Source organism: Pseudomonas sp. D5(2026), assembly GCF_057766845.1.
This window is the reverse complement of the sequence record NZ_CM173421.1, coordinates 3,580,281-3,606,224: the sequence shown is the minus strand read 5'-3', so window position 1 is coordinate 3,606,224 and position 25,944 is coordinate 3,580,281. Positions and strand designations below refer to the sequence as shown.

19 protein-coding genes and 1 tRNA gene are annotated in these 25,944 nt (G+C 63.1%); 10 read left to right on the top strand and 10 right to left on the bottom strand.

The window, feature by feature from the left end; translation table 11 throughout:
• Window positions 1–154 precede the first annotated feature (154 nt).
• A complete protein-coding gene (locus tag AC3B5Q_RS16675) occupies window positions 155–2,044 on the top strand; it encodes a propionyl-CoA synthetase (RefSeq protein ID WP_103444078.1) in 1,890 nt (629 codons plus the stop codon).
• A gap of 195 nt (window positions 2,045–2,239) precedes the next feature.
• Here AC3B5Q_RS16675 and zapE read toward each other — a convergent pair whose 3' ends face one another.
• Together zapE and AC3B5Q_RS16665 are read right to left on the bottom strand one after the other, a co-directional pair.
• Complete coding sequence (gene zapE / locus AC3B5Q_RS16670) at window positions 2,240–3,310, bottom strand: cell division protein ZapE (RefSeq protein WP_135192341.1); 1,071 nt, start codon at window positions 3,308–3,310, stop codon at window positions 2,240–2,242.
• A 132-nt stretch (window positions 3,311–3,442) separates the two neighbouring features.
• A complete protein-coding gene (locus AC3B5Q_RS16665; RefSeq protein ID WP_020193386.1) occupies window positions 3,443–3,685 on the bottom strand; it encodes a hypothetical protein in 243 nt (80 codons plus the stop codon).
• 260 nt (window positions 3,686–3,945) lie between these two features.
• On the opposite strand from AC3B5Q_RS16665, the gene AC3B5Q_RS16660 reads away from it, so the two are divergent.
• Window positions 3,946–4,020, top strand: a tRNA-Gln gene (locus AC3B5Q_RS16660).
• A gap of 115 nt (window positions 4,021–4,135) precedes the next feature.
• On the opposite strand, the gene AC3B5Q_RS16655 is transcribed toward AC3B5Q_RS16660, so the two are convergent.
• From AC3B5Q_RS16655 to AC3B5Q_RS16645, 3 genes are read right to left on the bottom strand one after another with little or no spacing between them, the layout of a single operon-like run.
• Complete coding sequence (locus tag AC3B5Q_RS16655; protein WP_021782865.1) at window positions 4,136–6,523, bottom strand: hybrid sensor histidine kinase/response regulator; 2,388 nt, start codon at window positions 6,521–6,523, stop codon at window positions 4,136–4,138.
• A gap of 13 nt (window positions 6,524–6,536) precedes the next feature.
• Window positions 6,537–6,998, bottom strand: a complete 462-nt coding sequence (locus AC3B5Q_RS16650; RefSeq protein ID WP_021782864.1) for a response regulator — start codon at window positions 6,996–6,998, stop codon at window positions 6,537–6,539.
• Between the two features lie 15 nt (window positions 6,999–7,013).
• Window positions 7,014–9,260 carry an ATP-binding protein gene (locus AC3B5Q_RS16645; protein ID WP_488392679.1) on the bottom strand — a complete coding sequence of 749 codons (2,247 nt, stop codon included), beginning with the start codon at window positions 9,258–9,260 and terminating at the stop codon, window positions 7,014–7,016.
• A 267-nt stretch (window positions 9,261–9,527) separates the two neighbouring features.
• Between AC3B5Q_RS16645 and AC3B5Q_RS16640 the strand changes: the two genes are divergently transcribed.
• The 7 genes from AC3B5Q_RS16640 to AC3B5Q_RS16610 all read left to right on the top strand — a co-directional run bounded on the left by AC3B5Q_RS16640 (window position 9,528) and on the right by AC3B5Q_RS16610 (window position 15,875).
• Window positions 9,528–10,055: a Csu type fimbrial protein gene (locus tag AC3B5Q_RS16640; RefSeq protein ID WP_135192343.1), complete on the top strand. Its 528-nt coding sequence runs from the start codon at window positions 9,528–9,530 to the stop codon at window positions 10,053–10,055.
• A 30-nt stretch (window positions 10,056–10,085) separates the two neighbouring features.
• Entirely contained in the window at window positions 10,086–10,622 is a 537-nt protein-coding gene (locus AC3B5Q_RS16635) for a Csu type fimbrial protein (RefSeq protein WP_135192344.1), read from the top strand.
• An 18-nt stretch (window positions 10,623–10,640) separates the two neighbouring features.
• The gene (locus AC3B5Q_RS16630; protein WP_338443699.1) at window positions 10,641–11,177 is read left to right on the top strand and encodes a Csu type fimbrial protein; all 537 of its coding nucleotides are present in this window, start codon (window positions 10,641–10,643) and stop codon (window positions 11,175–11,177) included.
• 3 nt (window positions 11,178–11,180) lie between these two features.
• The gene (locus tag AC3B5Q_RS16625) at window positions 11,181–11,684 is read left to right on the top strand and encodes a Csu type fimbrial protein (RefSeq protein ID WP_135192346.1); all 504 of its coding nucleotides are present in this window, start codon (window positions 11,181–11,183) and stop codon (window positions 11,682–11,684) included.
• A gap of 40 nt (window positions 11,685–11,724) precedes the next feature.
• Window positions 11,725–12,501, top strand: a complete 777-nt coding sequence (locus AC3B5Q_RS16620) for a fimbrial biogenesis chaperone (RefSeq protein ID WP_488392678.1) — start codon at window positions 11,725–11,727, stop codon at window positions 12,499–12,501.
• 108 nt (window positions 12,502–12,609) lie between these two features.
• Complete coding sequence (locus AC3B5Q_RS16615) at window positions 12,610–14,907, top strand: fimbria/pilus outer membrane usher protein (RefSeq protein ID WP_103444082.1); 2,298 nt, start codon at window positions 12,610–12,612, stop codon at window positions 14,905–14,907.
• Window positions 14,904–15,875, top strand: a complete 972-nt coding sequence (locus AC3B5Q_RS16610) for a Csu type fimbrial protein (RefSeq protein ID WP_021782856.1) — start codon at window positions 14,904–14,906, stop codon at window positions 15,873–15,875. The genes AC3B5Q_RS16615 and AC3B5Q_RS16610 overlap by 4 nt, the downstream gene beginning before the upstream one ends.
• Before the next feature lie 89 nt (window positions 15,876–15,964).
• Here the strand turns inward: AC3B5Q_RS16610 and AC3B5Q_RS16605 are convergent, their stop codons facing one another.
• The 5 genes from AC3B5Q_RS16605 to dkgB all read right to left on the bottom strand — a co-directional run bounded on the left by AC3B5Q_RS16605 (window position 15,965) and on the right by dkgB (window position 21,541).
• The gene (locus tag AC3B5Q_RS16605) at window positions 15,965–17,113 is read right to left on the bottom strand and encodes a M14 family metallopeptidase (RefSeq protein ID WP_274118980.1); all 1,149 of its coding nucleotides are present in this window, start codon (window positions 17,111–17,113) and stop codon (window positions 15,965–15,967) included.
• Between the two features lie 141 nt (window positions 17,114–17,254).
• Window positions 17,255–18,028 (bottom strand): AraC family transcriptional regulator, encoded by a 774-nt coding sequence (locus AC3B5Q_RS16600; RefSeq protein ID WP_021782854.1) that lies wholly within the window; start codon window positions 18,026–18,028, stop codon window positions 17,255–17,257.
• 36 nt (window positions 18,029–18,064) lie between these two features.
• Entirely contained in the window at window positions 18,065–19,294 is a 1,230-nt protein-coding gene (locus tag AC3B5Q_RS16595) for an MFS transporter (RefSeq protein WP_274118981.1), read from the bottom strand.
• Between the two features lie 250 nt (window positions 19,295–19,544).
• Window positions 19,545–20,717: an MFS transporter gene (locus AC3B5Q_RS16590; RefSeq protein ID WP_488393129.1), complete on the bottom strand. Its 1,173-nt coding sequence runs from the start codon at window positions 20,715–20,717 to the stop codon at window positions 19,545–19,547.
• A 20-nt stretch (window positions 20,718–20,737) separates the two neighbouring features.
• The gene (dkgB, locus tag AC3B5Q_RS16585) at window positions 20,738–21,541 is read right to left on the bottom strand and encodes a 2,5-didehydrogluconate reductase DkgB (protein ID WP_103444084.1); all 804 of its coding nucleotides are present in this window, start codon (window positions 21,539–21,541) and stop codon (window positions 20,738–20,740) included.
• 204 nt (window positions 21,542–21,745) lie between these two features.
• Here dkgB and AC3B5Q_RS16580 point away from each other — a divergent pair, with 204 nt between their 5' ends.
• Window positions 21,746–25,933: an NEL-type E3 ubiquitin ligase domain-containing protein gene (locus AC3B5Q_RS16580; protein ID WP_392519962.1), complete on the top strand. Its 4,188-nt coding sequence runs from the start codon at window positions 21,746–21,748 to the stop codon at window positions 25,931–25,933.
• Window positions 25,934–25,944: the final 11 nt, after the last annotated feature.

Here is a 25,944-nt window from a genome sequence, read left to right as displayed (position 1 = left end):
CCTATTCTAGAGGCTTTGCACTGTTATGGGGCGTTATTGCGTTGTCTGCAAATTTGCAGGTCGGTTGTGACTTTAGTCCCATGGCAGGGTGGGTGTAGCGGTCCATACTCAAGTTTCGCCCTTCAATAACAACAAGTACCGGGTTTCTGACGACATGAGCTACCAGCACAGCTACGCCCATTCCATTTCCGACCCTGCCGCTTTCTGGGCGGAACAGGCCGCACACCTGGCCTGGCACCGCAAGCCTGCCCTGACCCTGCAAGACAACGCCGACGGGACCCACCGCTGGTTCGCTGATGGCCGCCTCAACAGCTGTTACCTGGCCCTCGATCACCAGATCGAGCAGGGCCGGGGCGAGCAGTTGGCGCTGATCTACGATTCGCCAGTGACCGGCGTGCAGCAGACTTACACCTACAACCAGTTACGTGATGAGGTAGCACGCCTGGCCGGCTTGCTGCGCCAGCTGGGGGTGAACAAGGGCGATGGGGTGATCATCTACATGCCCATGGTGCCGCAAGCGGCCATGGCGATGCTGGCCTGCGCGCGGATCGGCGCGGTGCATTCGGTCGTGTTCGGTGGCTTTGCCGCCAACGAGTTGGCCCTGCGCATCGATGACGCCCGCCCTACCTTGTTGCTGACGGCATCGTGTGGGCTGGAGTTCGACCGGGTCATTGCATACAAGCCGCTGGTTGACCGGGCCCTGCAACTGGCCCGGCACCAGCCGCGCAATGTGCTGGTGCTGCAGCGGCCGCAGGCGCACGCTGAGCTGCTGCCAGGCCGCGACCTGGACTGGCAGGCGGCCTTGGCCGGTGCCGAGCCGGTGGCGCCTGTGGAGCTGGATGCCGGCGACCCGCTATACATCATGTACACGTCGGGCACCACCGGGAAACCCAAGGGTATCGTCCGGGAAAACGGCGGCAATGCCGTGGCGCTGTGTTATGCCATGCGCCATATCTATGGCATGCAGGCCGGCGATGTGTGGTGGGGCATTTCCGACGTCGGTTGGGTGGTCGGCCATTCACTGATCGTCTATGGGCCGTTGATGAGCGGCTGTACCACGGTGTTCTACGAAGGCAAGCCGATCCGCACCCCGGATGCTTCGGCCTATTGGCGGGTGGTGGAGCAGTATCAGGTCAACGCGCTGTTCTGTGCACCGACGGCCATGCGCGCCATCCGCAAGGAAGACCCGGAGGGCGAACTGATCCGCAAACATGACCTCAGCTCGCTGCGGCAACTGTTCCTGGCGGGGGAAAAGCTGGATTCCAGCACCCATGAATGGCTGGAGCGGGTGAGTGGCAAGCCGGTGCACGATCACTGGTGGCAGACCGAGACCGGCTGGCCGGTCACCGCGCCTTGCGTCGGGCTGGAGGGCAGCGCGGCGAAGCCAGGGTCGAGCAACCGGGCGGTGCCTGGCTACAACGTTCGCGTGCTGGATGACGAAGGCCACTTGCTCGGGGCCAACCATCAGGGGTCGATCGTGATTGCCCTGCCATTGCCACCCGGTTGCAGTCAGACACTATGGGGGGATCACGAGCGCTACCTGCAGGCCTATCTGCGCACGTATCCGGGTTACTACCACACGGGCGATGGCGGCTATCTGGACGATGATGGCTTCGTCTACATCATGGGGCGCACCGATGATGTGATCAACGTTTCCGGTCATCGCCTGTCCACCGGCGAAATGGAAGACCTGGTCGCCCGCCACCCGGCGGTCGCGGAGTGCGCAGTGATCGGCGTGCATGACGAGATCAAGGGCCAGGTACCGCTGGCGCTGGTGGTACTCAAGGATGGCGAGGGCATTGCCGAGGCGCAGTTGCTGGTGGAGCTGGTGGGCAGCGTGCGCGAGGAAATCGGCCCGCTGGCCTGTTTCAACCGGGTTCGGCTGGTGAAGCGCCTGCCCAAGACCCGTTCCGGCAAGATTCTACGGGCGGTGCTGCGCAAGATTGCCGATGGGCAGGATTATGTGCCGCCTTCGACCTTGGATGACCCGGCAGTGCTGGGCGAGATCGAAGCGGTGCTGGCGGATTTGCCCAGGGCGGGCTGATGGTTTGACCTCGATGGCCCTTTCGCGGGCGAAGCGCCTCCACCCGCGAAGGGGCCGGGCCTGCTGGCCAGTTTCCACCGGTCGTTCACCGTTGGCGCTGCCACCGTATTCGCGGGTAAACCCGCTCCTACACACGCATCGGTGGTTCGTAGGAGCGGGTTCACCCGCGAAAGGGCCGTCTCAGGCACTGCAGGCTCAGGGGGCAATCTGGTGCAGTTGCCCCAACCGGCTGCGGGTACGCATCAGGTCGGCCAGTGGGCCGCCCAGGCTCTCTTCCAGCGGTCGTTTACCGATCACAACCACCCGCCGATCCTGGTCATACAGCACATCTACCAGGTTGACGAAGCGCTGCTGAGCCGCCAGCGAACACTCCGAGAGGTCATCCAGCCCATCGATGACCCACTCGTCATAGTCCCTGGCCAGCACCAGGTAGTCGATGACCGCGGTGGCCTTCTCGCACAGATCGTCAAAACCAAGCACTACCCGTCGGCCATCGACGGCCAGCGCCCGCAGCGGGCGCTTGTTCACTTCCAGCATCACCGGGTGTTCGTTCGGCACGTTCAGCGTCTGGCGCTGCGCCGCATCACCCGGCCAGACATAATGGCCCTGGGTAAAACGCTGATGCTCGCGGTTGGCCGGCAAGCTTCGAAAATCGGTGTCGCCACCGACTTCGAGCACTTGCATCGAGCTGTTGATCAGGCGAATGACCGGCAGAAAACGCTCGTGATACAGCGGGTTGGGCAGCAACCCTTCGGGTGCGTAGTTAGAAGTCACCAGCACGTACACGCCTCGGGCGAACAAGGCGTTGAACAGCCGGGTGAGCAGCATGGCATCGCCTATGTCATGCACGTGGAATTCGTCGAAGCACAGCACCTGGCAACCGCCCACCAGCTCGTTTAGCGTTGCGCCCAGCGCGTCGTCCAGCGCCTGGTGGCGGTGCATGCCCTGGTGCAGGCGTGCAAAGAAGTCATGAAAGTGCAGGCGCAGCTTGGCGGTTATCGGCACGGCCTGGAAAAAGCCATCGAGCAGCCAGCTTTTACCACGGCCGACCGAGCCGTACAGGTACAGGCTGCGCGGTTGGCCTTGTTCAAGCTGCGTCAGTTGTTCGGCCATGCAGTGAATTACCCGCCGCTGACCGTCACTCAGCTGATAACCGCGGCTGTGCGCCTTGTCCTCGAACCAGCCGAGCAGCTCGCTCTGTTGATTGGCGGTGCCGCGCAAGCGTTGGCCAAGCTGGCGCAGGGGGGTGGGGATCCAGGCAGACAAAAGCAACGCTCCTTGGGCGATGGTGGGGCAGCCTGCAGCTTGCCCGAGGGCGGCCATTTTGACTAATAGAGAAAGTGCCGGGCAATCATCACTTCTTGCGATAGGTCTGACCGCCTGTTGTACCTGTACGGGCTATGCCTTGCGCTCCAGTTGGCGCTCGATCATGTACTTCACCGCCAGGCGACGCTCCTTGAGGTGGCGCAGGTCTTCGTCGACGAAATTACCGGCCGATATCGATTCGGCAGCCAGCACCTGGTTGTCGATGTCCACGTACTCGTCCAGCAGGCGGTCCAGCGCCTTGTCCTGCTGGCGGCGCTGCTGGACGATTTCGCGCGGGTAGTGCAGGTCCTGGTAGAGGTCGTGAGAGACAGGCATGGGGTCCTCCTTGGTCAATGCAATGGGCTTATCTGATTGGAAGTGCGGAATGCGATTGTGTTGAAGCGAGGCAGGCGGAAACCGACGGACGGTCGCTGCACCCGAGCCGAAATGACTAACTCGCTGTTTTTTTGGCAATTTTTTTTATCAGGGGGGTTCACAGACCGAAAGTTTGTTGTTAAAGTGCCGCGCATTCCAAGACAACAACCCAGTTGTCACTCACTTGGAATTGTCAGGGCAGCAAATGCTGCATCCGATACAGGGGCGTCGCCAAGCGGTAAGGCAGCAGGTTTTGATCCTGCCATGCGTTGGTTCGAATCCAGCCGCCCCTGCCATTTTTCAGATTCAAACGTATTTCACCCAGTGCCAGGAAAGATGAGCACTGGGTTTTCGCGTTTGTGTGGTTTGCGCGCCACCGCGCCTCCTGAGCGCGGTTCGTGCCGTACCAGGTTACCCGGCAATCCCCAGCATTTCGTTCAGCGCCCTGGCCAGTTCATCAGCCTGCACCGGCTTCTGGATCACCAGGCTGCCCGGCAGTTCCAGCCCCTGCAACTCCGCATAACCGGTAAGAAACACCACCGGCACGTGGGGGTACCGTTCGCGGGCCGCCAGCGCCAGTTGTGCACCGTTGAACTCGGGCATGGCGAAATCAGTCAGCAGCAGGTCGATATCGTCATCCAGCAAGGCCAATGCCTGTTCGCCGCTGTGCGCCTGGCGCACCTGGTAGCCGTATTGGCGTAACACATCACCCAGCATGTCGCGCACCAGATGGTCGTCGTCCACCAATAGCACCGTGCGGTTATGGCCGCTTTCGCTGATCGGCTGACTGAGCACTGCTGCTGCAGGTTCGTTCACCATCTCCTCTTTTACCGCTGGCAGGTATACCGCCACTTCGGTACCGCGACCGAGTGTGGTGTCGATGCGCACGCCGCCACCGGACTGCTTGGCGAAGCCGAATACCTGGGCCAGGCCCAGCCCCGAACCTTTGCCGATGTCCTTGGTGGTAAAGAAAGGCTCGAATACCTTGGCCTGCACGTCTTCGCTCATGCCGCACCCCGTATCGCGGATACTCAGCATCACGTACTCGCCCGGGTCCGGGTCTTCCGGGCGTTGTGGGCGCTTGTCGATACGGGTGTTGCGCGTTGTCAGGGTCAGTTGGCCGCCGTCGGGCATGGCATCGCGGGCATTGATCGCCAGGTTGAGGATGATCATCTCGGTCTGGGTGGGGTCGGTCAGTGCCTGCCACAGGGCCAGGTCAAGGTCCAGGCGCACCGAGACGTTGCCGCCCAGGGTGCGGCGCAGCAGCTCTTCCAGGCCGGCCAGGGTACGATTGAGGTTTAGCGGCACCGGCTCCAGACGCTGGCGGCGGGAGAAGGCCAGCAGTTGCGAGGTCAGCTTGGCGCCACGCTCGCCCGCCTCGCGGATATGGGTGAGGCGAGTGCGGGCCTTTTCCAGGTCGGCCTTGGCCAGATCGCGCTCCAGAAAGCTGGCACCGGTGAGTATCACCGTCAGCAGGTTATTGAAGTCATGCGCCACGCCAGCCGTCAGCTGCCCGACCGCTTCCAGCCGCTGCATCTGCTGCAGAGCGGCCTCGATGCGCTCGCGCTCGTTGATCTGTTCGCGCAGCCGGGCGTTGGCATCTGCCAGGCCCAGGGCGGCTTCGCGCTCGCTGGTGATGTCGCGTGCCACCACGTACAGCAGGGTGTCCTCCGGCACCACCACCCACGACAGCCAGCGTTGCTGGCCGCCGGCATGCAGAATGCGACCGACAAAGCGTGCGCTGGTGCGGCCATGGGAGAGGGCGGCCAGTTCGGTGAGTAACTGTTCCTGGTCGTGTTCCGGCAGCAGGTGCAGCAAGGAGGACTGGCTCAGGCGTTCGCGTGAGAAGCCCAGGCTGGCTTCCCAGGCGGGGTTCAGCGCGACCGGGGTCAAGTCTTTGTTCAGCACGGCCAGCAAATCTTGCGACAGCTCCCAGGCACGATCGCGTTCGCGGGTACGGCGCTCGACCCGCTCGCCGAGCATCTCGTTCAGCTGACGCAGCGCCTGGGTAGCCTGGCGTTGCGTGTGGATGTCCTGCAGCACGCCTGAGAAGCGAACGCACTGATCACCGACGAACTGGCTCTGGCCGCTGCTCAGCAACCAGCGGGGCTCCAGGCCATTGGGTTGCGCGATCCGAAACTCCACGCGGTAATGACCGTCGCTTTCCGGGCGCATGGCATGTTCCACCGCCTCGCGCACCAGTGGCAGGTCGTCGGGGTAGATGCCGGCGTAGAACACTTCAAGGCTCATTTCGGTGCTGGTGGGCAGGCCGAACAAGGTCTTGCAGCGGTCATCCCAAAGCAACAGGCCCTCTTGCGGGCGCAGGTCCCAGGTGCCCATGCCGGCGGCGTCGATGGCAATGCGAGCACGTGCTTCGACGTCCGCCAAGGCCTCTTCGGCGCGGCGACGGCGCTGGCGTTCCTGCACTTCGCTCAGGGCTCGGCGCACGGCTTTGGGCAGTAGTGGCAGGTTCTTCTTCAACACATAGTCGGTCGCGCCCAGGCGGATCATTTCCACCGCGTGCTCTTCGCCATAAATGCCGGACAGGAATATGAACGGAATATCGGGTGCCAGGCGTTGGGCGATGGCCAGCACTTCGGTACCGGACGAGCCTGGTAGCACGCAGTCACACAAGATCAGGTCGTAGTGGGCCTGGCGCAGGGCATGTTCGACACCCGCATGGTCGAACACCAGCTGCGACTGTACATGCAGCCCGCTGCGCTCCAGGCGCATCAGGGTCAGCTCGGCGTCCATCGAGCTGTCTTCGACCATCAGTAGTTTCAACGGCGTTTGATGCATCGTCGCGGCGGCCTCAGTTGCTACCGCGACGGTTCAGTCGCAGTGAGCCGGGTGGCGGTTCGTTTAGCACTGCCCAGAATACCCCGAGGTCGGAGATGGCGGCGACGAATTCCTTGAATTCCACGGGTTTTACCACATAAGCGTTTACCCCCAGCTCGTAGGCACGCAACAGGTCGGGCTCTTCGCGCGAGGAGGTCAGCATCACGGTGGGGATGCTGCGCAGTTCGGCAGTGGCGCGCACTTCCTTGAGCACCTCCAGGCCGTCGACCTTGGGCAGTTTAAGGTCGAGTAACAGCACGGCAGGGTTGCCGTCATCGCGCTCGGCATAGACGTTGCGGCGCAGCAAGTAGTCGAGCGCATCGGCGCCGTCACGCAGCACGATGACCTCGTTGGCCAACTGGCTGCGCTCCAGGGCCAGCAGGGTCAGCTCCAGGTCTCGGGGGTTGTCTTCGACCAGCAGAATGGGCTTGAGCATGATGGTAGCGATGCCTCAGGTAACAGTGTTTCGGGGTAGGGTGAAGTGGAAGCTGGCGCCTTGGTCGATCTGGCCAGTGGCCCAGACTCGACCGTCATGGCGCTCGATGATGCGGCGTACACTCGCCAGGCCAATGCCGGTGCCTTCGAAATCTTCCATGCGGTGCAAGCGCTGGAAGACGCCGAACAGCTTGTTGGCGTAGGCCATGTCGAAGCCCACGCCATTGTCGCGGATGCAGACCTCGGTTTCGCCGGGGTGCTGTACGGCACTGATGCCGATGCGAGCAGGGTTGCGGCCGCGGGTGTACTTGATGGCATTGGCTATCAGGTTGTGCAAGGCCATGTTGATGAATGCCGGGTCGCCGATCACCTTGGGCAGCGGGGCGATGTCCCAAACGATTGCGCGGCCTTCGTAATCGGGGGCCAGTTCGCTGCGAATGGCCTCGACCAGGGCGTTCAGGTCGACGTCTGACAGGCGCAAGGCCGAGCGGCCCATCTGCGAGAAGTTGAGCAGGTTGTCGACCAGGCTGCCGGCAAAATGCGCCGCCTCACCGATATGCTGCAGAAAGCGCTTGCCGCGTTCGCTCAGGCCCTCGCCTTCGATTTCGCCAAGCAGTTCGGTATAGCCGGCGATGTGCCGGAGCGGTGCGCGCAGGTCGTGGGAAACACTGTAGGAAAACGCTTCGAGCTCCTTGTTGGAGCGGCGCAACTCGCCAGCCAGTTGTGCCAGTTCTTCGGCCTTGCGCAGGACAATGCCCAGCACAGCGGTGCGCAGCTCCATCACACCCTCGATCACCAGTGGGTCCCACGCCTGACAATAGCCGCGCAGTTCTTCCTGCCAGCGTTCAAAACTGTGCCGCGGGTCGAGGTTGCCCTGTGGCCCGACCTGCTTGGTCGGCTGGCCGGCCCAGTTGACCGTGCGTATCTGCTCGGGGCGGAACCACAGCAGGTAGTGCGAGTGGATCTGCGAGATGGCCACTGCCAGCACGCCGCCAGCGTGGTTTGCCAGCTCGGGTAGCTCAGTGATATCGCGCCGCAGGTTGTCGCTATGGAACACGCTGTCTTCGTCACGTTGGCCGAGCCAGTGCACCAGCGCGGTCACCTGTGCCTCAGGCGGAGTCTGGCCGATCAGGTCACAGCGCTCGGCCGAGATCACCGCCGCGCCCTGGGCGTCGGCAAAGGCCAGCAGCACGTGGGGCAGGTCGCGCAAGCCGTCACTGACACTGTCGTGGTCGGCCATGGACGAGATCATGCGTACGATGTGTTGGCGCAGCGCCAACAGCTTGCGCGTGCTGGTGTGGGACTCGCGGGACTCCACCTGCAACGACAGCACGCTGGCCAACAGTTCGCAGGCCGTGCGGGTGCGCAAGTCCACCGGGCGTGGCTGCTGATGGTGGCAGGAAATCAGCCCCCACAGCTCGCCGTCGACCACGATCGACAGTGACATCGAGGCCAGCGTGCCCATATTGCGCATGTACTGCAGGTGCACGGGCGACACGTTGCGCAGTACAGCGAAACTCATGTCCAGCGCCTTGCCGGTGCGTGGGTTGGTAGCAGGCAGCAGTGGCGAGGGCTGATAGTTGGCATCCTCGATCACGCGGATACGGTTGACCCGGTACAGCTCGCGCGCCTGGCGCGGGATGTCCGCAGCCGGGAAGCACAGGCCCGCGTAGCTGGGGTAGCCCGGGTCGGCTACCTCGGCCAGCACCTGGCCGTTGCCTTCGGCATCGAAACGGTAAGCCTTGACGCGCCCAAAGCCGGTGATGCGCTTGAGCTGCAACACCGTTTGCTGCAGCAGGTCTTCGATACTGCTGGCCAGTTGCAGACTGGCGACAAAGCTGCGGACCAGCGGGTAATAGTCGCCTTGCCCGGCCAGGTCTACTGGCAGGCGGGGTGGTTCGAACTCGGCTATCAGCACCTGATCGTGGCAATGGACCAGCAAGTGCAGCAGGGCACTGACGGGTGCGCCCTGGCGCAAGCACACGTCGCCAATGTGGAATGGGAAGACTTCATCTTCGGGAAGCCGTGAGAGGTGTGCGTGCAGGTCAAAGCCATCGTGAACCAGGTCGGAGAAGTGGCAACCGATCAGTTCACGGGCTGGCAAGCCCAACCAGTGCTCGACATTTTCACTGGCCTGCAGTACGCACAGGTCAGTGGCATCCAGCACCAGCAGAAAGCCGTGAGGCTGGATGCTGCCCGGAACCTGGATCGGCTCCTGGGCACAGCGCTCCATGGCGTCTGCCAGTGAGTTGTCTGCAGTCATGATTGAAAAAGCTCCTGTCATGTCCGTCCGTGTACGGCACAGGTGTCTGGCGCAGGACGAGTACGATTCACCCTAACAGAATCCCGGCCCATTTACCGGCTCCTGGCCATTGGAGGCACGGGTTGGCCATGGGTTCTGTGCAGCACAGGCTTTTTTTGAAACAACGATACCGCTTTGTCGCTAATACAAAAAAATGGCTTTATGCCACTTCGCTTGTGCCGCCTCACTGCTACGCTCAGTTCAGGACGTCTCGATAAGGATAACAAGGTGACGGAGCGCATGCTGGCCGCGCTGTTCGGCCTGTTGTTCAGCGGAAGTACCGTGGCTGCGGATTTTCTCGTGGAAGTGCGGGTGCTGGTGCAGCGTGGCTGCATGCTGGTCACCCAGACCCGCGATGCGGGAGCCCAGGCCCTGGGGCAAATCGACCTGGGTGCGACGGCGCGCCTGGATGGCCCTGGCGCTCCCTTGAGCGGCGTGCTGCTGACCCAGCACCCGCCGCGCCTTGAGTGCAACCCGGATACGCCCTATCAGGTGCGCGTCGATGGTGGCCAGCATGGTGGCGTCGGCGAGCTGCGCTACCTGGCCAGCCACGACCGCACGGCGCGGCCCATTCCTTATCGCTTGTACCGTGATGCTGCCTGGCGTGAGCCTCTGGCGGTGGGGGTAGCCCTGTCGGCGCGTGTGCCGGGCAGCGGTTCGGCTGAATTGCCGTTGTACGCACGTATCGACAAACTGGCCTGGGTGCCGGATGCAGGGGTTTATGCCGACCTGCTCAAAGTCACCGTCACCTGGTAGGGACGCCACCATGCACAAGGACGCCAGGCCATGAACCGCACTTCGATCCTGTTGCTCACCCTCGGCCCGCTGCTGGTCCCCGGTGGTGTGGCGCATGGCAGCACCACCGGTTTCATCCAGGCGCGGTTGGTGATCAGCGCGTCTTGCCAAATCAGCAGCAACGAGACGCAACCGGCCGTGCTGGGTGATCCAGGCGTAATGGACTTTGGCGAGCGCGGCCCGAACTGGGACCAACCGTTGCGCAGCCAGGTGGACGAAGTGGGCGGAGAGGGCAGCCTGCAGATCAGTTGCACGCCTGAAGTTCGGGCCTTCAACGTGCGTATCAATGGTGGTCTCTATGGCGACGATGGCATACGCCGCCTGAGCAACGGCCGTGAACTGATTCCTTATCAGCTGGCGGTCGACCCAGGTGGCAATAGCCGCTACGGCATCGGCCAGGTGCGGGCCTTCACCATTCGCAGCAGCCAGCAAGTACCGATTCCCATCTACGGTGTGGTAGTGGCGCAACCGCGTGCGCTGCCGGCCGGGCTTTACCGCGACACCCTCAGAGTGACCCTGGACTGGTAAACACGCAAGGAGACTCCGATGCGCACGAACCTTTCATGCTGTGTCCTCGCAGGCCTGGGCCTGGCGTTGGCTTCCCAGGCACAAGCGGCCACCACGGTGACCGGGAGTATCAGCTCGACCCTGACGCTGATTGCGGCGTGCCAGGTCAATGGCACGTCGGGCACGTCGGGGCTTGACTTCGGTGCCTTGGACTTCGGTACCCATGATGCCTTGTTTGTCACCGCCGAAGCCCAGGTGCTGGGAGGCGGGGGGGGCGCCATGAGCGTTCTGTGCTCTGCAGGTACGGTGCCTGTGATCAAAGTGCGGGCAGGCCTGCATGACGGCCAGTCTAGTGGTGGCTCCCGTGCGCTCGCCGATGGTTCTGGCAACTATGTGCCGTATGACCTCTATACCGACGCTGGGCGTACGACGTTGCTGGCGGTCGACGACACCATCACCCTGCCGACCAGTACCGGCGCCGCCCAGACCGTCAACCTTTACGGCAAGGCCGTCGGCAAGGCGGGCCTGCCCGCAGGGGTCTACAGCGATACGATCTCGGTCGAGCTGTCGTTCTGACCCATGCGCGGCTGGCTGGCAGGTGGCCTGACTGGCGTAAGCATGCTATTGACCGCGCCATTGGGGGCAGTGACCACCAGTACCTTCACGGTGACGGCGCAGGTTGTCGCCGGGTGCCTGGTGGTGGGGGGTGTCACCAGCTACGGCACGCTCGATTATGGCTCGCAGTCGGCGCTGTCCACGGGGCTGCTCAGCACATCGCTGGGTGGTTCTACCGTGACGTTCCAGTGCACGCCGGGCGTGGCCATGAGCATGAGCCTGGACGGCGGGCAAAACAGTGCCAGTGGTACACGCAACCTGAAGCGCACCAGTGGCACGCAAGTGCTGGCCTACCAGTTGTACCGGGACGCGGCCTATACCCAGGCCTTGGGAATTGGCCAGAGCGTGGCGGTGAGCTATGCCGACCCGACAGCGATCAAGCTACCGGTGTACGGCCGGGTCCAGCTGACCGGTACGCAGCCGGCAGGGACCTACACCGATGTGGTGCAAGTGACGGTGACCTGGTAAACGCCAGCGCCACCCATGACAAGTGTCTAAGGAGAGCTGCATGCGGGCAGGCGCGAAGTGGACGCGTGGTTTGACTGGATTATTGTCGCTGGCAAGCCTGCCGGCCTGGGCGGCCACTTCGGTGCTGATCTGGCCGATCGACCCGGTGCTGGAGGCCGACCAGAAGGCAGGTGCGTTGTGGCTGGAAAACCGTGGCACTGCACCGGCAAACCTGCAGGTGCGGGTATTCGCCTGGCGTCAGGGTGATTATAAGGAGCAGTTCCAGGCGCAGCGCGAGATTATCGGCAGCCCGCCGGTCGCCAACATCGCTCCCGGGCAGAAGCAGTTGATCCGCCTGACCCGTACCGGCCCTTCACCCGCCGGCCAGGAGCAGGCCTACCGCATCATCATCGACGAGATTCCGCCCGCCATCCCGGTCGACAAGGCTGAGCCTGGCGCGACGGCGGCCATTCGTTTGCAGATGCGCTATTCGGTGCCGCTGTTTGTCTATGGCGAGGGGCTGTGGGGCAAGGCCGACCCTGAAGGCAAACGCAACGCCGAGGGGGTGGGCAAGCCGCAGCTCAGTTGGCGCCCGGTGACGGTGCAAGGCAAGCCCTACATTGAACTGCGTAACACGGGCCCAGTGCATGCGCGGCTGACCGATGTGGTCGTGCAGCAAGGCCGTCAGAGCAAGCCATTAGCTGAAGGCCTGCTGGGTTATGTGCTGCCGGGTGCAAGCATGCGCTGGCCGGCCCCCGTGGCATCCGGCAGTGGCAGCGTGCTGAAGGGCAGGGTCAATGGTCAGCGCTCGGCGGACGCCATCCGCCAAGGCCAATGAGCCAACGACCGAATGCAGGGCAGGCGTCAGGGAGGACCCGGCAATGGTTGGAAACCGTGTGTGAAATGGCTCCCGGCGACGACGTGCCGCTGGTGCCTGGGGCTGACCATGGCCAGCTCCGCGCTGGTGCTGGCCGACGACTTGCCCCCACCGCCCACGGAGATGTCCGCCATCGCCGAGGCTACCCTTTACCTCGACCTGGTGGTGAACCAGATGCCCAGGGTTGACTTGATACCGGTGCAGCAGCGGGCCGGGCGGTTGTTCCTGGACAGCGACGTATTGCGTGCAGCCGGCGTTTCGCTGCCGGGCAACCCCCAGGGGGAGGTGGCCTTGGACAGCATCGCGGGGCTGCACACCGACTACGACAGTCAGAACCAGCGCCTGCTGCTGCAGGTGCCGCCGGCCTGGTTGCCAGACCAGCAAGTGGGTGATCGCAACCTTTACCCGGCCAGCGATGCGCGCAGCAGTTTCGGCGCCCTGTTCAACTACGACCTGTATCTCAACGACACCGATGAAGGTGGCACCTACCTGGCCGCCTGGAACGAGCTGCGCCTGTTCGACAGCTGGGGTACCTTCTCCAGTACCGGCCAGTGGCGCCAGTCTTTCAATGGCGCACAGGCGGACGATACGCGGCGAGGCTTCATGCGTTACGACACCACCTGGCGCTTCACCGACGAGCAGCGCCTGCTGACCTACGAAGCCGGTGACTTCGTGACGGGCGCCTTGCCCTGGAGCAGTTCGGTGCGAGTGGGCGGGGTGCAGCTGTCACGCGACTTCGCGGCGCGTCCGGATCTTGTCACTTACCCCTTGCCTGCGTTCGCCGGCGAAGCGGCGGTGCCGACGTCGCTCGACCTGTTCATCAACGGTTTCAAGTCCAGCACCACCGAACTGCAGCCGGGCCCGTACACCCTCACCAACGTGCCGTTCATCAACGGTGCCGGGGAGGCGGTGGTGGTCACCACTGATGCCCTTGGCCGGCAGGTGTCGACCACCTTGCCGTTCTATGTCACCAGCAGCCTGCTGCAGAAGGGCCTGTCGGACTACTCGGTGGCCGCCGGCAGCCTGCGCCGTGATTACGGCGTACGCGATTTCAGCTATGGGCCGGGTATCGCCTCAGGTAGCCTGCGCTATGGGCTCAGTGACATCTTCACCCTGGAAACCCACGCCGAATCGGCTGAATCGCTGGTGCTGGGTGGGCTGGGTGGCAACATGCGCGTGGGCAACTTCGGCGTGCTCAACGCTGCCTTGGCGCAAAGCCGGTTCGAGGGCGACAAGGGCCATCAGGTCGCCCTTGGCTACCAGTACAACAGCCAGCGCATCGGCTTCAGTTACCAGCGCCTGCAACGCCATGGCGACTATGCCGACCTGAGCCGGGTGGGCTTCCCGGATATGCAGCTGAGCAAAAGCAGCGAACAGGTCACTCTCAGCTTCAACCTGAACGAGTACGGCAGCATTGGCGCTGGTTACTTCGACGTGCGCGCCGGTGACGGGACGCGTACGCGGTTGATCAACCTGAGCTACAGCAAGCCGCTGTGGGGCGGCAGCAGTATGTACCTGTCGGCCAACCGTGAAGTGGGTGACAGCCAGTGGGCGGTGCAGGCGCAGTTGGTGATCCCGTTCGACCTGCACGGCACCCTGGCGCTGAGCATGGAGCGCAGCAATGAAGGCGAGACCCTGCAACGGGTCAACTACAGCCGTGCGGTGCCAGCCGGTGTCGGCGTCGGTTACAACCTGGGCTATGCCGCAGGCAGCGACCGTGATGCCTATCGCCAGGCCGACGTCACCTGGCGCCTGCAATCGGTGCAATTGCAGGCCGGTGTGTATGGCAGCAGCGGCGACATGACCCGCTGGGCCGACGCCAGTGGGTCTCTGGTGTGGATGGATGCCGGCGTGTTCGCCGCCAACCGTATCGATGATGCCTTCGTGGTGGTCAGTACCGCAGGTTACGCCGATGTGCCGGTGCGTTATGAAAACCAGGAGATCGGCCGCACCGATGCCAAGGGGCACTTGCTGGTGCCTTACAGCAGCGGTTACTACCGGGGCAAGTACGAGATCGACCCCATGAACCTGCCACCGGATGTCCTCGCACCGGACGTTGAGCAGCGTGTAGCGGTGCGACGGGGCAGTGGCTACTTGCTGGAATTCCCCCTCAGGCGCGTCATGGCGGCCAGTGTCGAATTGGTGGATGGCAACCAGCAGGTGCTCAAACTGGGTAGCCGTGTCACCCACGCAGAGAGCGGCACCCTGGCGGTGGTGGGGTGGGACGGGTTGGTGTACCTGGAGAACCTGTCGTCGCATAACCACCTTCAGGTAGCGCTTGACGGGGGTGGAAATTGCGAAGTGGAGTTCGATCTGCCTGAAGCACAAGGCTCGATCCCTCTGATTGGTCCGCTGGTGTGCCGATGAAGGCTTGGTTGCGCGGCCTGGGGGCGAGCGTGCTGCTGTTGCCGAGCGCTTCGGCCTGGGCGCTTTGCTCGTCGGTGGCCACGTTGCCGGCAGCGTTTGGCAGCCTTAATTCAACGCAGGTTCGCAACACCGTACAGACGGCTTCCAGCCTGAACTCCGGGTTGCAGTGCACCGGTTCACTACTGACCTTGCTCAGCAGCGGTGATCACTTCTACGCCACGATCACGCCCGCCTCGGGTGGGCTGGTCGGCCCGACAGGCGATGTCATTCCCTACACGCTCTATGCCGACAACACCACCCGCTACCCGATTACCCGGGGTGTGGCCTACGACTTCGCCCGCAACGGTATCCTCGACTTGCTGGGGCTGCTCGGCGGTACCACGCCCAAGGCGGTGCCGATCTACATGCGCACCCAAATTGGCAGCAATGTCGCGGCCGGGTTGTATCAGGAGGCCCTGACCGTGGCCTGGAGTTGGGATTATTGTTCGGGTATTGGCGCGTTGGGGATATGCCTTGGGCGTGACACCGGCTCGGGTAGCCAGATCTTGAACGTGAGCCTGACGGTGACCAACGATTGCCAGATCACCACCCCTGACATCAGTTTCGCCAGTGCGCCGGTGGTGGCGGGGTTCGGCACGGTGAGCCAGGGCATAAACGTGTCATGCACCAAGGGCAGCAGCTACACGGTAGGGCTGGATGACGGGCAGAACGTTTCCGGTGGGCGGCGGCGGATGAAGTCTTCGGCCAACAACTACCTGGCCTATGACATTTTCAAAAGTGCCGGGACCGTGCGCTGGGGGGCGTCAGGGGCTGCCAGGCGTTCCAGTACGGATGCCGACATCAACCCCGGCGTGGGTACCGGCACGGGTAGCCAGGTGTTCAACTACAACGCCAAGGTCTATACCGATCAGGCGACACCGCCGGCTGCGACCTATACCGACAGTGTGATACTGGATGTGCAATTCTGACCTGTCGTCCTTCCGGCGGTTCATACCCCCTGAAGGAGCCGCCGTGTGTCACGACGTGCTGCTCCTGCAGGGGCTGCGCAAGGCGAGATTCAGCGCAAATCGCCTACCATGCTTGCCAGGGTCTCCAGTACCGCTCCGGCCAGTGCCTTCGAACGCGCCCCCGACCACCCGGTGACGGCATCGGGTGCGTCGTCATGGTCCTTGAACGGCATCTCCAGCGTCAGTGACAGGCAGTCATGTGCCATGCCCACCGCATTGCAGGCCAGCGTCGTGTTCGCCTGTCCGGGTTCGTCACGGGTATAGCCATGCACCGTCTGGAAGTCGCGGGTCAGGCTGCACAAGGTGCTACGGAACTGCTCTTCGAGCTTGGCCAAGCGAGGGGTGTAACCCGGGTTTCCCTCGCATGCGGCCGTGAACACGTGCGGGATCTCTTCGTCGCCGTGCACGTCGATGAAGGCATCCACACCGTACTGCTTCATCTGCGCCTGTGCAAAGAACACTTCCGGGCTGAATTCGACGCTGGCGTCCTGCCAGGCACGGTTAAGGTCCTTGCCCTTGAAGTTGGTGCGCAGGTGGCCGAGGAAGGCGCCGTCGGGGTTCATGTTGGGGATCAGGTAAAGGTCGGCCTTGGCCAGCAACTGCTGGATCACCGCGTCGTTGGCCTGCAGGCGGTCGATCACGCCTTCCATGAACCATTCGGCCATGTGCTCGCCCGGGTGCTGCTGGGCAATCAGCCACAGCTTGCGTTTGCCTTCGGCACCGTCACCTGCCCGCAGCAGCGGGATATCGCGGCCCTGAATACTGCGGCCGCTGGCCAGCAACTCGACCCCCGGGAGTTGGCGGGCACGTTCGATCAGCTGGTTGTGGCGGGCACGCGGGTAGGGCTCGAAATAGGCGAACCAGATCTGGTCCTGTTCAGCCTTGACCTCGAACGATAGCGCCGCACCGTCGAACTGGCTGGGCACGCGGAACCAGCGCTGCTGGTCGTAGCTGGCGACTGCGTTGTAGCCGCTCCACGCGTTCTTGTACGAGGAGCCAGAAGCGTTGTCCAGGCTGAAGCGATGGACCTGCCCCGGTGTCAGCCCGCTGACCTTGAAGTGGAACCACTGGTAGTGGCCGCTGTGGGTGTCCGGGCGAATGGCCAGGTGTACCTGGGCCGGGTTGCTGGCATCCAGTACCTGTATGTTGCCGGAGTCGAAATCGCAGTCGATCTGCAGGGGGGACAGCGTCACGGTCATGTGCCGGGCTCCTTTGCGGGCATTGTTGTAGGGGTACTGTATACGGCTTGGCGGGGATGCTGTGCAAGATCAGGCAGGGCGAGCCGTTAGCGGGCGCCCTTATGCAGCAAGCTGGTGACCGGTAAATGTGTGGACTTCAGGTTATTTGAAGAACTGGCTGGGCGTGGTACCGAACTGGCGCTTGAACATGCTGGCGAAGGCACTTGGGCTGTCATAACCCAAAGCCCCCGCCACATCGATGATTCGCTCGCCCAGCGCTATCCGCTCCAGTGCCTGCATCAGCCGCGCCTGCTGGCGCCACTGGCCGAAGGTCATACCGGTTTCCTTGCGGAACAACCGCTGGATGGTCTTTTCGTCCACCCCCAGTCGCAGGCCCCAGTCGGCAACGGTGGCGTTATCCTCGGGCTGTTCTTGCAACGCCGTGCAGATCACCCTCAGTCGCTTGTCGCTGGGTTGCGACAGCTTCAGCGGCAACGTCGGCAGTACGCAGATTTCGTCGAGGATCAGGCGCATGACCCGGGCTTCTCGCGAGTCCTCGGCAAACGGAGCGGTGAAGCCCACCGAGGTCTTGATCAGCTCGCTGAGCAACGGCGAGATGCTGATGGCCTTGCTCTGCAGGGGCAGGCCTGCTGCCGCGTCGATGCGCACGAACACACTGCGCATCTTCACGTCGCCGACACAGCGAATGGCATGCACCTGGCCGCAAGGCATCCACACGCCGCGGCTGGGTGGCACAGTCCAGCATTCGTTGCCGGACTCGACAATCATCAGGCCTTTGATGGCATAGATCAGTTGATGTTTGGTATGGCTATGGGGCTCGATGAACCAGTCGCTTGGGTAGTCTGTCGCACGGCTACCGACTTCCCAGGTCCACTCATCGACCTCCACCAACAATTCACGCTGCGGCTTTACCATCGTGACCTCATATCGGAGTAGCCTGGCAGCGCCACTTTAGCAGCAACGACCTGGGCGGGCCCGCGAGTGGGTGGCCGGCAGCAAGGCGGTGGCCAACCCGAGCAGCGGCAGGAACGCGATGGCCTGGTACACCCATTCGATGCCATGCCGGTCGGCCAGTGTGCCCAGGCCGGCTGCACCCACGCCGCTGATGCCGAACATCAGCCCGAACATCACCCCCGAAACCATGCCGACCCGGCCTGGCACCGCCTCTTGGGCATACACCACCAGGGCAGCGAATGCCGAGGACATCACCAGGCCGATGGCCACCGCCAGTACGGCTGTCCAGGCGAGGTTGGCGTGGGGCAGGGCCAGGGCGAAGGGCGCCACGCCGAGGAACGAGACCCAGATCACGGCCTTGCGCCCGATGCGATCACCCACCGGGCCACCGGCAAAGGTGCCCAGCGCTACGGCTGCGAGGAACACGAACAGGTACAGCTGGCTGTGCTGCACACTCAGGCCGAAATGCTCGATCAGGTAGAAGGTGAAGAAGTTGGTGAACGAAGCGATGTAGACGAACTTGGCGAACATCAGCACGGCGATCACCACCACCGCGCGCCACATGGCACCCCGCGACAGGCCAGGGGCCTGTTGGCCCGCGAAGCTCTTGAGCTGGGCCTGGCCGTGGCGCACGCTCCAGCCCGTCACCCGCAGCAGCACCAGAACAGCCAGCGCAGCGGCCAGCATGAACCAGGCAATGGCCGGTTGCCCGTGCGGAATGATGATGGCAGCGGTGAGCAGCGGGCCGAGGGCCGAGCCGGTATTGCCGCCGACCTGGAAGGTTGACTGCGCGGTGCCGAAGCGCCCGCCGGAGGCCATTCTGGCCACCCGCGAGGCCTCTGGGTGAAAGGTGGCCGAACCCACGCCGACCACGGCGGCAGCCACCAGCAGCATTTCATAGCTGCCAGCAAAGGCGAGCAGGGCGATACCCACCAGCGTCACCAGCATGCCGGCAGGTAACAGGTAGGGTTGTGGGTGCTTGTCGGTGAACATGCCGACCCAGGGTTGCAGCAGGGAAGCGGTTACCTGATACACCAAGGCGATCCAGCCGATCTGGGCAAAGCTCAGCGCGAAATCGCTTTTCAGCATGGGGTAGATCGATGGCAGTACGGCTTGAATCAGGTCATTGAGCAGGTGGGCGAATGCAGCCGCACCGACGATGCGCACGACAAAACCCTGAGGCTGGTCGGCAGGCGTGGCGGCTATGGAGGCGGCGGAGGTTGTCATGAGCAAGGTTCTTCTATGGCAAGGGAGCAAGGCATTGCCGTAGCAGGTTATCCAGTGCCCAGGTGGCCTGTCTCACGCCGAACAGGCAGCCAATGTCGCGTTTCGGGCATCCTTGCCTGCAGCCTGAAAAGAGAACGGAGGCGCCCGGCATTCCATCATTACAGCGTGAGGAAGACAGAGGTGTATCGGGCGCGGCCCGTGTGCAGGAACGGCCTTGTGTCGCGATGGGCCGCTCCTGCAGGTGATGCGATCAGGCCATATCGGCTGCGGTCTTGCCGGCGACCTTGCTGCGCCCGCCCAGCCATACCAGCAACAGTCCCGCAGCCGCCAGCACACCCCCGGCCATTGGCACGGCGGCGTAGCCCAGGTTCAGGCTGATAACCGCACCACCCAGTGCCGCGCCCACGGCGTTACCCAGGTTGAACGCACCCACGTTGATCGACGATGCCAGGCCCGGCGCCTCGATGGCGGCAGTCATTACGCGCATTTGCAGCGGCGGTACCACGGCGAAGGTGAACATGCCCCAGACCAGCAGGGCGATGGCGGCGCCGATGTGGCTGCTCAGTACCAGGGGCATCAGTAGCATGATCAGCGCCAGCACGGCGAGGAAGATCTTCGCCGCGCCATCCAGCGACCAGTCGGCCAGGCGGCCACCCAGGCTGTTGCCAAGGGTGAAGCCAACCCCGATAAGGACCAGCCCCAAGGTTATGAAGCTGTCCGAGGCACCGGTCAGTTCGGCCAGCACTGGTGCCACGTAGGTGTACAAGGTGAACATGGCACCGGCACCGAGCACCGTGGTGGCCATTGCCAGCAGCACGCTGGGGCGGGCAATGACTGCCAGTTCCTTGCGCACATGCGGCACGCTGCCGCGTTCACCCTTGGGCAGGGCGTACCACAGCGCGGCCATGGCCAGCAGGCCGAGTACGGCGGTGCCGGCAAATGCCATGCGCCAGCCGATCTGCTGGCCGCTCCAGGTGGCGGCCGGCACGCCGCCGATGTTGGCGATGGTCAGGCCCATGAACATGGTGGCCACGGCGCTGGCCTGTTTCTCCTTGGGCACCACGCTGGCTGCCACCACGGCTCCCAGGCCGAAGAACGCACCATGGTTGAGGCTGGTGACCAGTCGCGAAGCGAGCAGGGTGTAGTAGTCCGGCGACAGCGACGACAGCAGGTTGCCAAGGGTGAAGATGGCCATCAATGCCATCAGCGCAGCGCGCCTCCCAAAGCGGCTGAACAGCAGGGTCATGATCGGTGCGCCGACCATCACGCCAATGGCATAGGCGGTGATCAGCATGCCGGCGCTTGGGATACTCACCTCCACGCCCTGGGCGATGACCGGCAGTAGCCCCATCGGGGTGAACTCAGTAGTACCGATGCCAAAGGCGCCAATGGCCAACGCGAAAAGCACGCGGCCGGGTCTCATTGTTTGAGCAGTCATCGGTGTCAGTCCCAGGTTGGCGCCAGGCCGTCGGGGCTGACCTCGCGGCCATTGCGCTCCAGCTTGGCGATGCGTGCCATGTCGTCGCTGTCCAGCTTCAGGCCACGGGCAAGCAGGTTGCTGGCCAGGTTTTCACGCTTGGTCGACGACGGGATCACGGCATAGCCCAGTTGCAGGGCCCAGGCCAGGGCAACCTGGGCGACAGTAGCCTTGTGCTTGGCGGCGATCTGGGCCAGTACCGGGTCTTTCAGCACTTTGCCGTAGGCCAGGGTCATGTACGAGGTCACGGTGATCCCTTGTTCCTGGAGGAACGCGGTCAGCTTGCCGTTCTGCAGGTACGGGCTGAGCTCGATCTGGTTGGTGGCGATTTCCCCTTTGCCGACCACGGCAATGGCTTGCCTGGTCAGTTCGATGTTGAAGTTGGAAACGCCGATCTGGCGAGCCAGGCCTTGCTGCTTGGCGTCGGCCAGGGCCTTCATGTACTCGGGCAGCTCTACGCCGTTGCCCGGCGCTGGCCAGTGGATCAGCAGCAGGTCGACGTAGTCGGTGCGCAGCTTCTGCAAGCTGTCACGCAGGCTGGGGATCAGCTTGTCGGCGGCGTAGTTGTCGACCCAGATCTTGGTGGTGATGAACAGCTCGCTGCGCGGCACGCCGCTTTCGGCGATGGCCTGGCCGACTTCGGCTTCGTTCTTGTAGATCTGTGCGGTATCGATGACGCGGTAGCCGACTGCCAGGGCAGACTTGACCGAGTCGATGACGGTTTGGCCGGTGAGGCGGAAGGTGCCGAGGCCGAAGGAAGGAACGCTCATGGGGTTGCTCCTGAATAGGGGGAGGATCATGTGGTGCCCAGTGTGCAGGTTTGAACGGCAGCGAATAAGCCGCTACGGCGCCAAAGTCATTTGACCTGTAGGCACAAATACATTTTCAAGCTGTGCATTCACTACATAAATAGGGCCAGAGGGGATTGGAACCTTGTTCAGCTAGCGCTTTTTTATCAAGCGTTGAGGCTGCCCATGACCCCTTCCGTAATACCTGCCGATTCCATCGATGCGCTGATTGCCCGTCAGCTGCCAGGCTGGCTCAAGCGCGCGTCTGCCCAAGAGCTGACAGGGCTGCGCGCCGCTGCTTTGCGCCAACAGCGGGCGCAGGACCAAGTCGACGCCTGGTTAGGGGCCATAACCCCCTTGGATGAGTTCGCCGAGTCGTTGCTCAAAAGAGCACTTGAGGCCCATTCGATCAGGCAGGTAGAGCTGCGCCAGGCACAGCTCAGGCTGGTGACCCTGCAGCCCAAACCGTCGATATCTCCTGCTTTACCAAGCACTTCGACACGCATCGTCAGCACCCAGACCCTGCTCTCGGCGGCACTGCATAACTTCCACGAAAAGGAAATGCAGCCTGGCTGGTTCGCAGCCGGGTCGCAGTTGGTCACTGCTAGCGGGCACCTGCTGCCGCTAAGTGCGCAAGCCTTTGTCCGCCTTTGCAGAGACCTTGATATCGGCAGGCGTTATCAAAGCCATTTGCAAGCGAAGCTTGAAGGCGAGGGGGTGGCCGTCGAGAGCACCCTGGAGGAGGCGATGAGCGCCAACCTGGCGCTTGCTGCAATCGCCGCAAGGATCAAGGGTGAAATCGATGAGCAGACCTGTCAGTGGATCAACCAGGTGGTGGGCACAGCGTCTTTCCTGCCAGCCGACGACACCGTGTTGAAGTGTCACACACTGAGGCTGTTGGGCAAGGAAGTCATTGGCGCACTGGTGATCGAAGTGCGTCAGAACGCCCGCCTGCTTGGCGTTATCGCGTGGTTGCCTGAGGACCCGTATGCCCCGGTGAGTTGGCACACCAGCTGGGAACTGCTGTACATGACCCTTGGCATACGCTTGCGTAATGAAGCGTATCGGCGGTACTTCCAGCGCTTCGTCGCAGAGCGTGATCGCGTCGCCTTCTGCGCGACGCTGAACGCGCTGCTCAACCACGGTAATACTGTTCTTCCGCTTGAGCTGGATGGCCGCTGTTTTGCGATCGAGGGCGACGTGTTCGTCGCGCTGCGCCAAGCCCGGATCGACAAAATGCGGGATGACGCGCGGGTACTGGCGGTATCGACAGAGGATGAGGATATCGCCGACCGCCGCGCACGTTTGCAGGGCTATCTGGACTTGGGCTTGAGCGTGGCAGGCCTGGCAGCGCTGTTTGTGCCTGTGTTGGGGCAGGCCCTGCTGGGGCTTACGGTGGTGCAACTGGCGGGTGAGGTGTACGAAGGCTACCAGGATTGGCAGTTGGGTGATCGCGACGCCGCATTGGGCCACTTGTTCAACGTGGCCGACACGGTCGTGATAGCGGCGGTGACGACGGCCGGGGCGGCGGCACTTGGCAAGCTGGCACAGCGAGTGGCGCGGGTGGATGCCATGGTGCCGGTAAGCCTGGGCGATGGCCAGTTGCGGCTGTGTGATCCCTCCTTGTCGGGCTATCAGCGTGAGGGCGTCGATCTGATGGTAGGACAGGCCGTGAATGAAACTGGCCGTTCGCTGAGGCGCCTGCACGACGCTGTCTATGAAGTGAGCGAAGGGGACGATGGCGCATGGCGTATTCATCATCCATCAAGGCCGGGGGCGTATTCACCGGCACTTGAGCACAATGGTGCCGGGGGATGGGTGCATGAGTTCGAGCAACCGCAGCGCTGGCATGACCCCGCCAGCATGGTGCGCCGCCTTGCCAGCCGCACGGCGCAGGTGCCCGATGAGGCGGTATCCGTAGCGCTGCAGGCAACCGGTTTCGATGCTGACTGCCTGCGCCGTTTGTTACTGGAAAATGCGCCCCCGCCGGCACGCTTGCTCGATGCCATCGAGCGCCAGCAATTGCACCGTGATTTTCCAGCGTTGCGAGGTGAAGCTTTCGAGGAGGTCTTCAACGAGCGACAGATCAGCCCGCAAGCAGCGGACCGGGTCTTGATGCGGGACTTCCCAGGCCTTTCCCACCGCTGCGCACGGGAAATCGTCGAGGGAGCCAGCAGTGTCGAGATCGAGAGCCTGACTGGCGGGGGCCGGGTACCCCTGGCCTTGGCGGAGCGTGCACGCTGGGCAATACGCGACAGCCGAATAGACCGTGCCTGTGCAGGGTTGCGCCAGGCCGCGGCAGAAAATGACGATACCGGCAAGCTCGCGCTGGGCCTGATCGATGCCATCGCCCCTTGGTCGACCGGGGTCAACGTTGAGCTGCCTGCCGCGGGCAGGGGTGGGTTGCTGCAGACGTTGAGACAGCAACTGGACAGCCGTCAGCGACAGTTGCTTGGTATGAGCCAGATGACGGATGACGCACTGGGTGAGCGGCTTGGGCGTGAGGCACTCGCAGACCGTGAGTCGGCGGCCCGGATGATTGGGCTGGCCCGTGTGGGGCAGGGGATTCGCCCTCCTGTGCGGTTGTTCGATGGGCGTTTGGGCTACCCGCTCAGTGGCCACCTGACAGGGACCCGCCAGGCACTGCGCCGCACGTTGAACCACGTGTATCCGGTGATGAGCAGTGAGCAGTTGGAGGTCTACCTGCAAGACCTGGCGCAGCGGGGGGTGGATCCGTGGAACCATGTCAGCCAACTGCTACAGGCCAAGGTCAGCCTCAAGCAGGCATTGCAAGCCTGGCGAAATGACGCAGGGCTGAACATTGTTCGCCGCCTGCGTCGTATCAAGGTTGCCAGGCGCATTACGGCAAGCTGGCAGCGCTTTACCCCTGGGGAGGTGGCGGGTGACTACCACCTGACCCTCGTGGGTGAGCGGGTGGGTGACCTGCCGGCTTTGCCTGAAAATGTGAGTTTCGACCACATCACGCACCTGACCCTGCGCGATATGCAGCTGACGAGCCTTGATACGGGCTTTCTTGGTCGCTTCAGCAAGGTGCGCAACCTGGACTTGCGGAACAACCGGCTGACTCGCCTTCCTGCAGGTATCGAGCAACTGACCGAATTGAAAAACCTGCGCCTTGGCGGCAACCAGATCGTGCTTTCCAGCGAGGATAACCTGCGTTTGAGCCAGCTTGTGGAGCTGCGCCGTTTGGAGCTCAACGGCAACCCGGTCGGTTTGCTGCCACCCTTGGCGTCTTTCCCCCTGCTGCGCCGGCTGTCCTTGCGCAACACCGGGCTGGGCGAACTGCCCGCTGATCTGGCCAGGCACGGTAATCTGGAGTTGCTGGACATGCGTGACAACCAGATCCAGACGCTGCCTGAAGCGTTGTCCCTAGTGCCGCTTCGCTTGTTGCGGGGCCTGGAACTGCACGACAATCCACTCTCGGACGAAACCCTGCAGCGCTTGCAGTTGGCCAGGGCGTCGGCCGGGGCTGCTGAGCGTCGACGTGCAGCTCATGCCACTTCGATCCCGAACGCTGCAGCCCCTTGGTTTTCAGGGTTCACGCCAGCCCAGCGCGAGGTGCGATTGGCGAGCTGGAACCGCTTGAGCCAGGAAGCCGGGGCACAGGATCTGTTCCGCTTTTTCTATGATTTACGCGCCCTGCGTGAATACGACGCACAACCGCGCGACCTTCAGGCGCGAGTGTGGCATATCCTCGAAGCCTGCGAGCAGCACGCTGAAGTACGCGCGAGCCTGTTCGAGCAAGTTGCCCGGCCGCGCAGTTGCAGCGACGAGTTGCTGCTGACGCTCAGCGAGCTGGAGATTGGCGCGATGGTCGTCAGGGCCGGAACAGCCGGTACCGGGTTGCAGAAAGAGCGGGCGCTGGTCAGGCTGGGGCGTTCGTTGTTCCGCCTGGACAAAGTCAACGCAATTGCCGCGCGGCATATTGCGGATTACTTTTCGAACGATCCCGTTGAGGTTTACTTGACCTATCGCGTCAGGCTGGCGGATAGCCTCGACCTTCCCGTGCAGCCCAGCCATCTTTCGTATGAGAGTTTCAGCGGCGTTGGCCGTGAAGACCTGGACGCCGCGCGCAGCGAGGTGCTGCGGCAGGAAACGCCACAAGCCTTGGCTCAGGCGCTGGCAGATCGATCCTTCTGGCAGGACTATCTGCACGAGCAGCAGGCGGCGCGCTTCAGCCGCCTGGACGAGCCTTTTCAGCAGCGCCTGGATGCGTTGCTCGAACAATCGAAAACGCTGAGCGATGGCGACTATTTTGCCCAAGTCGAGCATATCTGCGCAGAGCGTGAGGCAGCAAAACGGCAGCTTTTGCTTGAATTGAGCCGAGAGGCAATTCAACGCCACGGCCTATGAACGAAACAGCC

Bases quoted from the DNA above. Each gene is read 5' to 3' on its own strand.
- AC3B5Q_RS16655 (WP_021782865.1), bottom strand. From the start codon at position 6,523: ATGCATCAAACGCCGTTGAAACTACTGATGGTCGAAGACAGCTCGATG.
- AC3B5Q_RS16650 (WP_021782864.1), bottom strand. From the start codon at position 6,998: ATGCTCAAGCCCATTCTGCTGGTCGAAGACAACCCCCGAGACCTGGAG.
- AC3B5Q_RS16665 (WP_020193386.1), bottom strand. From the start codon at position 3,685: ATGCCTGTCTCTCACGACCTCTACCAGGACCTGCACTACCCGCGCGAA.
- AC3B5Q_RS16625 (WP_135192346.1), top strand. From the start codon at position 11,181: ATGCGCGGCTGGCTGGCAGGTGGCCTGACTGGCGTAAGCATGCTATTG.
- AC3B5Q_RS16595 (WP_274118981.1), bottom strand. From the start codon at position 19,294: ATGACAACCTCCGCCGCCTCCATAGCCGCCACGCCTGCCGACCAGCCT.
- AC3B5Q_RS16580 (WP_392519962.1), top strand. From the start codon at position 21,746: ATGACCCCTTCCGTAATACCTGCCGATTCCATCGATGCGCTGATTGCC.
- dkgB (WP_103444084.1), bottom strand. From the start codon at position 21,541: ATGAGCGTTCCTTCCTTCGGCCTCGGCACCTTCCGCCTCACCGGCCAA.
- AC3B5Q_RS16620 (WP_488392678.1), top strand. From the start codon at position 11,725: ATGCGGGCAGGCGCGAAGTGGACGCGTGGTTTGACTGGATTATTGTCG.
- AC3B5Q_RS16635 (WP_135192344.1), top strand. From the start codon at position 10,086: ATGAACCGCACTTCGATCCTGTTGCTCACCCTCGGCCCGCTGCTGGTC.
- AC3B5Q_RS16605 (WP_274118980.1), bottom strand. From the start codon at position 17,113: ATGACCGTGACGCTGTCCCCCCTGCAGATCGACTGCGATTTCGACTCC.
- AC3B5Q_RS16615 (WP_103444082.1), top strand. From the start codon at position 12,610: ATGGCCAGCTCCGCGCTGGTGCTGGCCGACGACTTGCCCCCACCGCCC.
- AC3B5Q_RS16600 (WP_021782854.1), bottom strand. From the start codon at position 18,028: ATGGTAAAGCCGCAGCGTGAATTGTTGGTGGAGGTCGATGAGTGGACC.
- AC3B5Q_RS16630 (WP_338443699.1), top strand. From the start codon at position 10,641: ATGCGCACGAACCTTTCATGCTGTGTCCTCGCAGGCCTGGGCCTGGCG.
- AC3B5Q_RS16610 (WP_021782856.1), top strand. From the start codon at position 14,904: ATGAAGGCTTGGTTGCGCGGCCTGGGGGCGAGCGTGCTGCTGTTGCCG.
- AC3B5Q_RS16645 (WP_488392679.1), bottom strand. From the start codon at position 9,260: ATGACTGCAGACAACTCACTGGCAGACGCCATGGAGCGCTGTGCCCAG.
- AC3B5Q_RS16590 (WP_488393129.1), bottom strand. From the start codon at position 20,717: ATGAGACCCGGCCGCGTGCTTTTCGCGTTGGCCATTGGCGCCTTTGGC.
- AC3B5Q_RS16675 (WP_103444078.1), top strand. From the start codon at position 155: ATGAGCTACCAGCACAGCTACGCCCATTCCATTTCCGACCCTGCCGCT.